At 66.3% G+C, this 13080-nt stretch carries 12 protein-coding genes and 1 pseudogene; all 13 read right to left on the reverse strand.

What is annotated here, in order from left to right; genetic code table 11:
• Nucleotides 1-7: 7 nt before the first annotated feature.
• Nucleotides 8-853, reverse strand: coding sequence for a CheR family methyltransferase (locus AZKH_RS10360; protein ID WP_051071668.1), 846 nt, complete (start codon nt 851-853; stop codon nt 8-10).
• Between the two features lie 31 nt (nt 854-884).
• Complete coding sequence (locus AZKH_RS27910; protein ID WP_015435721.1) at nt 885-2900, reverse strand: methyl-accepting chemotaxis protein; 2016 nt, start codon at nt 2898-2900, stop codon at nt 885-887.
• Nucleotides 2901-2956: 56 nt separating this feature from the next.
• A complete protein-coding gene (locus AZKH_RS10370) occupies nt 2957-3445 on the reverse strand; it encodes a chemotaxis protein CheW (protein ID WP_015435722.1) in 489 nt (162 codons plus the stop codon).
• Between the two features lie 20 nt (nt 3446-3465).
• Nucleotides 3466-4749 (reverse strand): chemotaxis protein CheW, encoded by a 1284-nt coding sequence (locus AZKH_RS27995; RefSeq protein ID WP_369795113.1) that lies wholly within the window; start codon nt 4747-4749, stop codon nt 3466-3468.
• Nucleotides 4750-5292: 543 nt separating this feature from the next.
• Nucleotides 5293-5559 (reverse strand): annotated as a pseudogene (locus tag AZKH_RS28000) (Hpt domain-containing protein); the annotation flags it as partial.
• Between the two features lie 24 nt (nt 5560-5583).
• Complete coding sequence (locus AZKH_RS10380) at nt 5584-5949, reverse strand: response regulator (RefSeq protein WP_015435724.1); 366 nt, start codon at nt 5947-5949, stop codon at nt 5584-5586.
• A gap of 30 nt (nt 5950-5979) precedes the next feature.
• Nucleotides 5980-7215 carry a methyl-accepting chemotaxis protein gene (locus tag AZKH_RS26305; protein ID WP_015435725.1) on the reverse strand — a complete coding sequence of 412 codons (1236 nt, stop codon included), beginning with the start codon at nt 7213-7215 and terminating at the stop codon, nt 5980-5982.
• 343 nt (nt 7216-7558) lie between these two features.
• The gene (locus AZKH_RS10390) at nt 7559-8179 is read right to left on the reverse strand and encodes an ANTAR domain-containing response regulator (RefSeq protein ID WP_015435726.1); all 621 of its coding nucleotides are present in this window, start codon (nt 8177-8179) and stop codon (nt 7559-7561) included.
• A gap of 97 nt (nt 8180-8276) precedes the next feature.
• Complete coding sequence (locus AZKH_RS10395; RefSeq protein ID WP_015435727.1) at nt 8277-9179, reverse strand: DMT family transporter; 903 nt, start codon at nt 9177-9179, stop codon at nt 8277-8279.
• Nucleotides 9179-9889, reverse strand: coding sequence for an ABC transporter ATP-binding protein (locus AZKH_RS10400; RefSeq protein ID WP_041657181.1), 711 nt, complete (start codon nt 9887-9889; stop codon nt 9179-9181). The genes AZKH_RS10395 and AZKH_RS10400 overlap by 1 nt, the downstream gene beginning before the upstream one ends.
• Nucleotides 9889-10719 (reverse strand): ABC transporter ATP-binding protein, encoded by an 831-nt coding sequence (locus AZKH_RS10405; protein ID WP_015435729.1) that lies wholly within the window; start codon nt 10717-10719, stop codon nt 9889-9891. Before AZKH_RS10405 ends, AZKH_RS10400 begins: the two co-directional genes overlap by 1 nt.
• Complete coding sequence (gene livM, locus AZKH_RS10410; RefSeq protein WP_015435730.1) at nt 10716-12032, reverse strand: high-affinity branched-chain amino acid ABC transporter permease LivM; 1317 nt, start codon at nt 12030-12032, stop codon at nt 10716-10718. Before livM ends, AZKH_RS10405 begins: the two co-directional genes overlap by 4 nt.
• Nucleotides 12032-12946 (reverse strand): branched-chain amino acid ABC transporter permease, encoded by a 915-nt coding sequence (locus tag AZKH_RS10415; protein ID WP_015435731.1) that lies wholly within the window; start codon nt 12944-12946, stop codon nt 12032-12034. The genes livM and AZKH_RS10415 overlap by 1 nt, the downstream gene beginning before the upstream one ends.
• Between the last annotated feature and the right edge of the window lie 134 nt (nt 12947-13080).

Genomic DNA, 13080 nt, shown 5'->3' on the forward strand with positions numbered 1-13080 from the left:
CGTCCGCTCAATGCCGGATGGGCTCGTAAATGGTCTTGCCGCGCAGCCGAAAGAGATCGTGGGCATTGTGGAAGTTCTCCGAGTGTCCGGCGAACAGCAGACCGTGGGGGGCGAGCAGCGGAACGAAGCGCTCAAGGATGCGGCGCTGCGTCGGCTTGTCGAAATAAATCATCACATTGCGGCAGAAGATCGCATCGAGCGGCCCCTCGACCGACCAGCGCGGATCGAGCAGGTTGATCTGGTCGAATTCGATCAGGTTGCGCAGCTCCGGCCGCACCCGGGCGAGACCTTCGTTGCGCCCCGTGCCGCGGTTGAAGTGGCGCTTCAGCGTCGCCGCGGGGAGCTTTTCGACGCGGTCGAGCGGATAGATGCCCGCCCGCGCGCGCGTCAGCACCTGCGTGTCGAGGTCGGTCGCGAGGATGCGCGCGGGCGGTGTGTTGGAGCCGTAGGCGTCGGCGAGCGTGATCGCGATGGAGTAGGGCTCCTCGCCCGTCGACGCCGCCGCGCACCACACCCGCAGGCCCTTCGGCCGCTTGCGCGCGAGCTCGGCGAGCACCGGGAAATGGTGCGGCTCGCGGAAGAAGGAGGTCAGGTTCGTCGTCAGTGCGTTGACGAACTGCTCCCACTCCCGCCCGTCGTCCTGTTCCAACAGCGCGAGGTAATCGGAGAAGCGTTCCAGCGCGTTGGCCCGCAGGCGTCGCGCGATCCGGCTGTAGACCATGTCGCGCTTCTTCTCCGACAGCGAGATGCCGGCGTGGTCATAGATGAGCTGGCGGATGCGCGCGAAATCGCGATCCGTATAGTCGAACTCCCGCTCTTTATCGATCACTTCCGGCATGGGTCGGGGCGTCATGAGTCAGCGTGCTGGGTGGCCAAGCGCGGAATCAGAACTCGTCCCACTCGTCTTCCGGGCCGCCCGCAGGGACGGCGGCGATTGCCTTGCGTGCGGGACGGACGGGCACCTGCGGCGCGGCGGGGCGTTCCGGCGCGCGCGCGGGTGCAGCGGCCGCGGTACGGCGGGCGCCGGCGACCAGACCCTTCACGACGCTGAGACCCGTCGGAGCCTTGTTGTCGAGCTTGAACACGCTCACCGCCTGCGCGAGGTTCTGCGCCTGCTCCTCCAGCGCCTCGGCGGCGGCGGCGGCTTCCTCGACCAGCGCGGCGTTCTGCTGCGTCACCTCGTCCATCTGCGTGACGGCCTGGTTGACCTGCTCGATGCCCGAGCTCTGCTCGATCGACGCCGCCGAGATCTCGCCCATCACATCGGTGACGCGGCGGATCGAGCCGACGATCTCGTCCATCGAACTGCCCGCCTGCTCGACGAGACGCGAGCCCTTCTCGACCTTCTCGACCGAGTCGTCGATCAGCGCCTTGATCTCCTTGGCCGCACCCGCGCTGCGCTGCGCGAGGCTGCGCACTTCGGAGGCGACGACCGCGAAGCCGCGGCCCTGTTCGCCGGCGCGGGCCGCTTCCACCGCGGCGTTCAGTGCGAGAATGTTGGTCTGGAAGGCGATGCCGTCGATCACTGAGATGATGTCGACGATCTTGCGCGAGGACTCGTTGATCGACCGCATCGTGCCGACCACTTCGCCGACCACCACGCCGCCCTTGCCGGCGGCTTCGCTCGCGCCGTTGGCGAGCTGGTTCGCGTGGCGCGCGTTCTCGGCGTTCTGCTTCACGGTCGAGGTCAGCTCTTCCATGCTGGAGGCGGTTTCCTCGAGGCTGGAGGCCTGCTCCTCGGTGCGCTGCGACAGGTCCTGGTTGCCCTGCGCGATTTCCTTCGACGCAATGTTGATCGAGTCGACCGAGCTCTTGATCTCGTCGACGAGCTTGCGCAGGTTGATGACCGTCGTGTTGATCCCTTCGCGCGTCAGGCCGAAGAGGCCGGGGTAGTCGTTGTCGACGGTCTGGGTCAGATCGCCGTGGGCGAGGGCGTCCGCGACCTGCATCACGTCGCGCAGGCCCTTGTCGGTGATCTCGGAGAGTTGGTTGAGCTGTTCGGCCAGCGTCAGCATGAAGCCCTTGCGGCCTTCGGCCGTGACCTTCACGTCGAACTCGCCGCGCGTCGCGGCCGCCTCGACCAGCGTCTGCACTTCGTCGACGGTCGTGCGCAGGCTGTCCTGCATCGTCTTCAGCGACGCGAGGAGGCTCGTCGTGTCCCCCTTCCTGACCTGCAGTTCCATCGACAGGTCGCCATTGGCGATGCGATGGACGGCCTCGGCGGCGTAGATCGGCTCGCCGCCCAACTGGCGCGCGATGCTGCGGGCGATCATCAGCGACAGCACGCCGAGCACCAACAGGATCGGCACGATCATCATCGCGAGTTTGACGACTTGCTGATGGAACTCGGCCTCCAGCTCGTCGATGTAGATGCCCGAGCCGATGATCCAGTCCCAGGGCGCGAAGCCGCGTACATAGGAGATCTTCGGGACCGGAACCTGGGAGCCGGCCTTCGGCCAGTAGTAATCGACAAAGCCCGAGCCCTGATCCTTCACGACACGGACGAACTCGACGAACAGCAGCTTGCCGTTCGGGTCCTTCAGCCCCGACATGTCCTTGCCTTCGAGCTCGGCCTTGGCCCCGTGGTAGAGGGTCCGCGGCGTCATGTCGTTGATCCAGAAGTACTCGTCGCCGTCGTAGTGCATCTGGCGGATCGTCTCGCCGGCAAGCTTCTGCGCCTGTTCGCGCGACAGCACCCCGTCCTTCTCGAGCTGGTTGAAGTGGACGAGAACCGAATAGGCGGATTCGACGACGTTGCGCGTCTTGTCCTGCTTTTCCTTGAGCGCCTGGGCCTTGCCCTGCACGAGAAAGACGCCCACGGCGAGCAGCAGGCCGATGACTGCGACGCCGGTGAGCCAGGCGAGGCGCGTGCTGACCTTGAGGGACTGAAGTTTCTTCACTGTGTGTCTCCGGAAAATTGCGAATCCTGGGTTCTTGTCATCCGATCGGAAGGCGCCTAGGCGGCCGCCGCTTCCACGAGTTCCATGTCCTCGCTCGTCATCAGGCGCTCGATGTCGACGACGATGATCATCCGTTCGTCGATCGTGGCGAGGCCGAGCACGAAGCGGGTATCGACCGTTGCGCCGAATTCGGGCGCTGCCTTCAACTGGTCCTGGCCGAGCGTGATCACGTCCGAGACGCCATCGACGACCATGCCGACGACGCGCCCGGCGACGTTCAGGATGATCACGACCGTGAAGGCGTCGTAAGTCGGCTCGCTCAGGCGAAATTTGATCCGCATGTCGACGATCGGCACGATCACGCCGCGCAGGTTGATCACCCCCTTGATGAAGTCGGGCGCATTCACGATGCGGGTCACGGCGTCGTAGCCGCGGATCTCCTGCACCTTGAGGATGTCGATGCCGTATTCCTCGCTGCCGAGCGTGAAGGTCAGCAGTTCGTCGCCGGCGTGCGGCGACAGTTCGGACGATGGGCTTGCCGTCATGAGTTCTTCCTTGGCTGCGTTCAGGGCCGCGGCGCGAGGGCTGCGATGTCGAGGATCAGGGCCACGCGTCCGTCGCCCATGATCGTGGCGCCGGCAAAGCCGGGCACCTTGCGGTAATTCGTTTCCATGCTCTTGATGACGACCTGGTGCTGGCCGAGCAGGCGGTCAACGAAGAGCGCGAGGCGTCCGCCGGCGGTCTCGACGATCACGACGATGCCGCGGGTCGGATCGCGCGTTTCCGGCTCCAGATTGAAGTTCTGGTAGAGCGGGATCAGCGGCAGGTATTCGCCGCGCACATGCACGACCTGCCCGGTGCCGGAGATCGTGCGGATGTCGCTCGCCGCGGGCTGGAAGGATTCGACGATGTAGGTCAGCGGCACGATGAACACTTCGCCGCCGACGCCGACCGACATGCCGTCGAGGATCGCGAGCGTCAGCGGCAGGCGGATCGTGACCTTGGTGCCGATGCCCGGTGCGGACGCGATCTCGACGCGACCGTTGAGCGCATCGATGTTGCGCTTGACGACGTCCATGCCGACGCCGCGGCCGGACACGTCGGTCACGGTCTCCGCGGTCGAGAAGCCGGGCGCGAAGATCAGCATCCACACCTCCTGGTCGCTCATCGCGTCCGACATCGCCATCCCGCGCTCGCGCGCCTTCGCGAGCAGCTTCTCGCGCCGCAATCCGGCGCCGTCGTCCTCCACCTCGATCACGATGTTGCCGCCCTGATGTGCGGCGCGCAGCGTCACGGTGCCGCGCGGGCTCTTGCCGGCGGCGGCGCGGCGATCCGGCATCTCGATGCCGTGGTCCAGGCTGTTGCGCACGAGGTGGGTCAGCGGATCGACGATCTTCTCGATCAGGCCCTTGTCGAGCTCGGTCGCCTCGCCCTCGGTCACGAGCGCGACGTCCTTGCCGAGCTGATTCGCGAGGTCGCGCACGACGCGCGGATAGCGGCTGAAGACGAAGGACATCGGCATCATGCGGATCGACATCACCGTGTCCTGCAGATCGCGCGTGTTGCGTTCGAGCTGCGCCATGCCGTTGAAGAGGCGCTCGGCGATCTCCGGCGCGAGTCCGCCGACCGTCTGGGCGAGCATCGCCTGGGTGATCACGAGCTCGCCGACGAGGTTGATCATGTGGTCGACCTTCTCGACGCTCACGCGGATCGACGAGTCGGCCGCAGCCTTGTCGGCAGGCTTCGCAGCCGGCTTGCGCGCTTCGGGCGCGGGGGAGGCCGGGGCGGTTTCGGCGACGGGCGCGGGCAGGGGCTCGAAGAACCCGTATCCGGGATCCGGTTCTTCCACCGTCGGGGAGTCGGTGAAGAAGCCGTATCCCGGATCGGGTTCGGCGGGGCAACCGGGGGCGTCGTCGAAGAAGCCGAAGTCTTCATCCCCGCTTGCCGCTGCGCTCGGAGCGTCGGCGCCCGCCGCGCAGCTGTCCTGTTCGATATGCAGTTCGTCCGGTAGCGCGACGAAGTCGAAGATCTCCCGGATGCGTTCATCGTCCGCGCCGGTGGCAACCGTGAAGACGTAGCGGAAGCGGCCCGGGGTCAGTTCTTCCGTGAGCAGGGTCGCCTCGCCCTGGTCGGCGAGTTCGGCCAGTAGATTGGTCGCCGTCTCGCCGCTCGTGCCGGCGGCCGATTCATTCGGCGTGTAGGTGACGGTGATGCGGTTGGCGGCGGGAGCGTGGACTTCCGCTGTGGGCGCCGTGGAAGCCGCCGCAGGCGTTGTACTCGCCAGTTCGCGCAGCCGCCCAATGATTGCCTCCGCAGCGGACGGATCGACGTCGGCTGCGTCGCGATGTCCCGCGAGCTGCGCGCTCAGCACGTCGCCCGCCTTCAGGAAGACGTCGATCATCTCCGGGCGCAGGGCGAGTTCGTGATTGCGGATGCGGTCGAGCAGGCTTTCGAGGACGTGCGTCACTTCGGTCAGATCGCCGAAGCCGAAGGTCCCCGCGCCGCCCTTGATCGAATGCGCCGCGCGGAAGATCGCGTTCAGGTCATCGGCGTCCGGCGCGGCGATGTCGAGCTGCAGCAGCAGGCTCTCCATCGTCGCCAGATGCTCGCCGGCCTCCTCGAAGAAGACCTGGTGGAAGTGCGAGAGGTCGGTTTGCATGCGCGCTCGCGATTGGGGCCGGAATCAGCCAATGACCTTGCGGACGACTTCGAGCAGCTTCTGCGGGTCGAAGGGCTTCACGAGCCAGCCGGTGGCGCCGGCCGCGCGGCCCTGCGACTTCATCGCGTCGCTCGCTTCGGTCGTCAGCATCAGGATCGGCGTGCTGCGGTATGGCGGCAGGCCGCGCAACGACTTGATCAGCGTCAGGCCGTCCATCTTCGGCATGTTCTGGTCGGTCAGGACCAGGGAGAACGATTGCGTGCGCGCCTTCGCGAGCCCGTCCGCGCCGTCGCCGGCCTCGACCACCGTGTAACCCGCCCCCTTCAGCGTGAAGGCCACCATGCCGCGGACGGAAGGGGAGTCGTCCACGGTCAGAATCGTCTTGCTCATGCGTTTCTCCTGTTCATTGCGGGCGGGACATCAGAAGAGCTCGATGTCGCCGGCTGCCATTTGCTGTTGTTTGACCGGGCTGCGGTTCGACGCGGCGATGTGCTCGGCCGCCTGGTGGATCGCGCCCTTCAGCGCGCTCAGGCGATTGCCGAGCGCGCCTTCCATCGCGCCGGTGTCGGTGCGGATCGCGGCGATGTCGTGCAGCGCACTGCCGAGCGCCTCGATGCGCTGGGCGATGTGGCCGACCAGCTGGGTGGTCAGGTCCTGGAACTGCAGCGAGGTCACCGCGACGCTGACGTCCTCCTCGACGCGGTTCGCGATGTGCGCGAGCTCATCGACAGTGCGGGTGCTTTCGGCATTGATCCCCGAGAGCGTCGCCAGCATGCATTGGATGCCGGCCTTCGATTCGAGCGCGAAGTTCATGTCTCGCGCCGCCATGTGGTTAATCTCGGCCTCGGCTCCCCGTATCGAGCCCTTCACCTCGTGCATGTAAGCGACGATCTGGTTCGAGAATTCCTTCGAGCGGTCGGACAGCCGGCGCACCTCGTCCGCCACGACGGCGAACCCGCGGCCTTCCGCTCCAGCCCGCGCCGCCTCGATCGCCGCGTTGAGCGCGAGGAGATTGGTCTGATCCGAGATGCCCGTCATCTCGCCGAGCACCGAATGCATCTTCTCGACCTGCATCGAGATGTCCTGCATCTTCTCGACGAGCGAAATGCCGATCTTGCTCGTCTCGATCGTCGTGTCGACGAACATGCTCATCGTTTCCGATGTCTTTCCGACGAAGGACTCGAAGCTCTCGACGCCGCCCGCCGCGTCGGCTGCCTGGGCGTGGGTCGGAACCGTCAGCCGCACGGCCAGCGCCTGTTGCTGGGAAAGGTGGTCGTTCATGCCGGAAAAACTGGACAGGAGCTTTCCGCCCGCATCGGCGACGAGGCTGCGGACCTGTTCGAGTTCGTCGCGGATGGCGTGGAACTGGTCGTTGAAGGCCAGGGAAAACTGTTCGAGCATCGCGTGGGTCTCGCCTTCGAGGCCTGCCATCGCGGAGTCGAGCTCATGCTGGCTGCGCAGGTTGGCTTTGGCCTGACGCTGCAGGGCGAGGAAGGCGACGAGGCCCGAGGCGCCCACCGTGGCGACCAGCAGGAGCCATCCGGCGAGGCCGAGCGGCAGTTGCAGTGTCCATGCGGCGAATGCGACCGCGCTACCGAGCGCGGCGAACGGCAGCAGCAGTGTGAAAACCGGCGACGTGGACCGGCGGGCGCTCATCGGCCTGCTCCCTGTGCGGACGCACAGGCGAACGGATCACACGGCAGCGAGCATGGCGCAGAAAGGGACGGCCTGGTCGAGGTCTTCACCGTAAAAGCTCTCCCGCGCAATAGGCGCGAAGGGAATTACGGCAGGGATCAGGCCGGAGGTTCGACGTACCCCAGGGGCTGGGAGGTACGCCTGTGATCTTGAAGACTGGATGATCACCGGCTTCGCGGGGATAGGGCGAAAGTGATATCCAGCGGGGTGGAATTTAGGGCTGCACTGGAGTCTTGTCAACAAACAGATACAAATCTTCCGTTACATACGTCACGGTCTGTCGCAGGCAAGGGCGTCCCCGCTGTCAGCGCGACCCTCTGCCGCCGCCGACGATGGTGTTCAGCGTTTCCGTCGCGCCCACGATCATCTCGGCGAGATCCGCGACACGGCGGCGCTGCGACCGCGCCTCGACGCGCAAGAGTTCGAAGGCCGCGGCCTGGCTCAGCTTGTGGCGCTCCATCAGAATGCCGACCGCGATGCTCGTCTCGCGCCCTATCGACAGCGCCGTCGACAGGTTCCGCTCGGCCGTGCGAAGGCGGGCGAGATCCTGGGCACGGGCCAGCGCCGCCTGGACGGTCGGGATCAGCTGCGGCACGTTGAGCGGCTTGACGAGGTAGCCGAGCGCGCCTTCGTCGATCGCCTTCTGGACCACCTGGGCCTCGTCGAGCGCCGACAGGAACATGAAGGGGACGTCGGTCTCCTGCCGCAGCGTCGCCGCCACCTCGGTGCCGTTCAGCCCGGGCAGCATGATGTCGAGGATCGCGAGGTCGGGCTGATGCTCGAGCGCGAGCTGGACCGCCTCGTTGCCGGTGATGGCTTCGAGGGTCTCGTAGCCGCCGCGCTTCAGGCAGGTCGCGAGCAGATGGCGCGAGGCCCGGTCATCCTCGGCGATGAGGATGGTGAGTGCTTGCTGTTCGTCGGCCACGATTGCCCGTCCTGAAGTTCGGAAGCGCGGATGTTACGCCGGATTGGCGCAACGATGGGACGGATCCCATTCGACGAACGCGGTTTTGTGGCCCCGCTCAGGGCCGCTCGCCGCGCGCCGCCAGATAGATCCCCGCCAGCAACAACGCGAAGCCCGCGAACTGCAGCGGCGCAAAACCCTCGCCGAAGATGATGAAGGCCATCGCCGCGCTGCCCACCGGTTCGCCGAGCGTAACGACCGCGACGAAGGTGGCCGATACGTGGCGCAGCGACCAGTTGTAGGCCGTGTGGCCGAGGAGCTGCGGCCCGAGTGCCATGCCGCCGAGCACGGCCCAGGCCGAGAGGCTGAAGCCGCCAAGCGGCGCGCCACTGCCTTGGCTCGCAGCGACGAGGAAGAGCGCGGCCGTGCCATACGCGAGCCACACATAGGCGGGTAGCGGCAGGCCCGCGCGCAGCCGCCTGCCGATGAGCAGATAGGCCGAGAAGCACCACGAGCCGACCAGGGCCAGCAGGTTGCCGAACAGGGGATTCGATCCGGCCCCGGCGTTCTGCGCATCGCTCAGGAAGATCAGCAGGCTCCCGCCAAAGGACAGCGCGATGCCGCCCAACATCATGCGGCTCGGCCGTTCGCGAAACAGCACGAAGGACGCGAGCCCGATCCACAACGGGTTCGTCGTCACCAGCGCGGTGCTGGAGGCCACGGACGTATATTCGAGCGAGGTGATCCAGATGCCGAAATGCAGCGCCAGGAACAAGCCCGCCGCCAGGGCGAGGATCCACTGGCGGGAGCTCAGGCGCGCGAGCGCCCGGCCCGATTGAAACAGCGCGATCGGTGTCACGACGAGCGCCGCCAGCCCCACCCGCCAGCACGCCACCGCGAGCGACGGCACCCCATCGGCCTGCGCGATACGCGCGAAGATCGAGCCGAAGGAGATTGCCATCAGCCCGATGCCGAGCACGACAAACGGCATCCAGCGGGGCGGGGCGGCGACGCTGCTCATCAGTGACCGCCTTCCAGGTAGGCCGCGCGCACTTCGGGGCTCGCGAGCAGTTCCTGCCCACTGCCGGCCAGCACGATCTCGCCGTGCTGCAGCACGTAGCCGCGATGCGCGACGCGCAGTGCGTGGTGCGCGTTCTGCTCGACCAGCAGCACCGTCATGCCGTGCTCGGTGTTGAGCTCGCGGATGATCTGGAAGATGCGCTTGATGTAGATCGGCGCGAGGCCCAGGGACGGTTCGTCGAGCAGCAGCAGCTTCGGCCGGCTCATCAGCGCACGCCCGATCGCGAGCATCTGCTGTTCGCCGCCCGAGAGCGTGCCCGCACGCTGCGCGGCGCGCTGCTCCAAGATCGGGAACATCGCGTAGATCCGCTTGATGTCGGCGTTGAAGTTCGCCGGATCGGCGAAGGTCGTGCCCATCAGCAGGTTCTCCATCACCGTCATGCGCGAGAAGATGCGACGGCCTTCCGGCACGATCGCGATCCCGCGGCGCGAGATCTGATGGCTCGGCACGCGCGTGATGTCCTCGCCGTCGAAGACGATCCGGCCCATCGAAGCGCCGGGCTTGCCGAAGAGGCTCATCATCAGCGTCGATTTGCCGGCGCCGTTCGCGCCGATCAGCGTCACGATCTCGCCGACCTGCACCTTGACGTCGATGCCTCGCAGCGCGTGGATGTGGCCGTAATGGGCGTGCACGCCCTCCATATGCAGCATCATGCGGCCACCTCCACCTGTGCGGATTCGTCCTCGTCGTCCTCGCCGAGGTAGGCCTTGATGACGTCGGGGTTGTTGCGGATTTCCTCGGGCGTGCCCTCGGCGATCTTGCGGCCGTAGTTCAGCACGCAGATATGGTCCGAGACCTTCATCACGACGCTCATGTCGTGCTCGATCAGCAGGATCGCGATGCCTTCCTGCTGGCACAGCGAAAGCAGCAGCGTGTTGAGTTCGGCCGATTCGCGCGGATTGAGACCCGCGGCCGGCTCGTCGAGGCACAGCAGCACCGGATCGACGCACAGCGCGCGCCCGATCTCGATGCGCCGCTGCGTGCCGTAGGGCAGGTCCCCCGCGGCCACGTCGGCGATGTCGATCAGCCCCAGGCGCTCGAGCCAATGCACGGCCGTCTTCAGCGCCTCGGCCTCGGCCTTGCGGTAGGCGGGCAGGCGGAAGATGCCGGCGATCGAGAAGCGCGACGCCGTCTGCAGGAAGTTGTGCTGCGCGACGATCAGGTTCTCCAGCACCGTCATCTTCGGAAAGAGGCGGATGTTCTGGAAAGTCCGCACGACCTGCGCGTCACGGGCGACGCGGTGGCCGGTCATCGTCTCCAGGCGCATCTCGCCCTTCTTCGGATGCGCGAGGCGCACGCTGCCCACCGTCGGCTTGTAGAAGCCGGTCAGGCAGTTGAAGAAAGTCGTCTTGCCGGCCCCGTTCGGGCCGATGATCGCGGTGATCTTGCCTGCGGGCACCGACACCGACAGATCGTCGATGGCGGTGAGGCCGCCGAAGCGCATCGTCAGATTTTCGACGGAGAGCAGGGTTGCGCTCATGCTTGACCTCCGATTGCTGCGGCCTTGTTGGCACCGGCCTGGTTGAGACGGATCGTGGGTTCGCGCGACGACAGCAGACCGCCCGGCCTCCACACCATGATCAGCACCATCGCGGTACCGAACATCAGCATCCGGTACTCGGAGAAGTTGCGGCCCAGTTCAGGCAACAGCACCAGCACGAGAGCCGCGAGCACGACGCCCAGCTGGCTGCCCATGCCGCCCAGCACCACGATCGCGAGGATCGTCGCCGACTCGGTGAAGGTGAAGCTTTCCGGCGAGATGAAGCCCTGGCGCGCCGCGAAGAACACGCCGGCGAAGCCGCCCAGCATCGCGCCGATCGTGAAGGCCGAGAGCTTCACGTTGGTCACGTTCATGCCCATCGCCTTGCACGCGATCTCGTCCTCGCGCAGCGCTTCCCACGCGCGGCCGACCGGCAACTTCCGCAGCCGCGACACGAATACGTTCGTCAGCAGCGCCAGCACCAGGATCAGGTAGTACAGGAAGATGATCCGGTGCATGCCCGAGAACTCGATCCCGAAGAAGCTCGCGAAGCTCTGCGTGCCTTCGGCCGGACTGCGCTCGAAGGGCAGGCCGAAGAGCGTCGGACGCGGGATCGAGCCGATGCCGTTGGGGCCGTTCGACAACTCGGTCCAGTTCACGAGGATCACGCGGATGATCTCGCCGAAGCCCAGCGTCACGATCGCGAGGTAGTCGCCGCGAAGGCGCAGTGTCGGATAGCCCAGCACGATGCCGAAGGTCGCAGCGGCCGCGCCGGCGACCGGCAGCGCTTCCCAGAAGGTCCAGCCGAAGTGCGAGAAGAGCAGGGCGTAGGTGTAGGCGCCGACCGCGTAGAAGGCGACGTAACCCAGATCGAGCAGACCGGCGAGGCCGACGACGACGTTGAGACCCCAGCCCAGCATCACGTAAATCAGCACGGTCGTTGCGGTGTCGATCACGTAGCGGTTGTCCGAGAACGCGATCGGCATCGCCACCGCTGCGCCGAGGACGACCCAGCCGATCGCCTTGATCGCCACAGGCGTCCGGTCGACCTTGAGCTCGCGACCCTTCGCCGCCCGCCGGTTACGGAACTGGTCCATGATCCAGCGGAAGACGAAGCGTCCGGCGAAGGATGCCCCGACGAACATGGCGAGCATGCCGAAGCGGGTGGTGACGGCGAGCGCGCCGCCTTGGTCGACGGTCGTCAGACCGACCATCGGGATGCCGAGCAGCAGCGCGACGAAGGCCACCCAGGCGGCGTCCTTGAAGCGTTCGGCGGGGGTGCGCGCATGGCGCGCAACGATGACTGTACTCATCAGACCTTCTCCACTTCCGGACGGCCGAGGAGTCCGCTGGGGCGGAACATCAGCACGAGAATCAGGATCGCAAAGGTCGCGACGTCCTTGTATTCAGGCGACAGGTACGCGGCCCAGAAGGATTCGATCAGGCCGATGATCAACCCGCCGAGCATCGCACCCGGCAGCGAGCCGATCCCGCCCAGCACCGCCGCCGTAAAGGCCTTGATGCCGGCGACGAAGCCGATGAAGAAATCGACGACGCCGTAATACACCGTCACCATCACGCCGGCGACCGCCGCGAGGGCTGCACCCAACATGAAGGTCGCCGAGATCGTGCGGTCGACGTTGATGCCCAGTAGCGCCGTCATCGTGCTGTCCTGCTCGCAGGCGCGCTGCTGGCGCCCGAACGCGGTCTGCGTGATGAGGTAAGTGAAGGCCACCATCAGCACGATCGTGACGAGCACGATCATGATCTGGGTCCAGGACACCTGCACCGTGAAGTCGGCCGTCTGCCACAGCTCGATGCCGCCTTCGATGACGGGCGGAATCGGCTTCACGCGCGCGCCTTGCGTGAGCTGCACCATGTTCTGCAGGAAGATCGACATGCCGATCGCCGAGATCAGCGGCGCGAGGCGGGTCGAACCGCGCAGCGGCCGATAGGCCATGCGTTCGACCGCCCAGCCGTAGGCTGAGGTGAAGAAGATCGCGGTGATCAGCACCGCGATGAGCGCCAGCGGCAGCGACGTGACGCCGAGGGCCGCGAGCAGCGTGAAGGCGGTGACCGCGATGAATGCGCTCACCATGAAGATATCGCCGTGGGCGAAGTTGATCATGCCGATGATGCCGTACACCATCGTGTAGCCGATCGCGATCAGGCCGTAGACGGCCCCTAGCGATAGGCCGTTGATGAGCTGTTGCAATGCATATGCCACAGCAGTCTCCTTTCTCGTTATGCAGAATGCGCCACGCGTGCAGCCGAGGGCTCGGCGCGATGGCCGCGCGATGTCATCCGGAGAGAGCGCCGCCGGCTTCGTGGGCCGGCGGCGCGGTAGCCGGGCGGGTCACC

The sequence above is a fragment of the Azoarcus sp. KH32C genome (assembly GCF_000349945.1).
Lineage (GTDB): Bacteria > Pseudomonadota > Gammaproteobacteria > Burkholderiales > Rhodocyclaceae > Aromatoleum.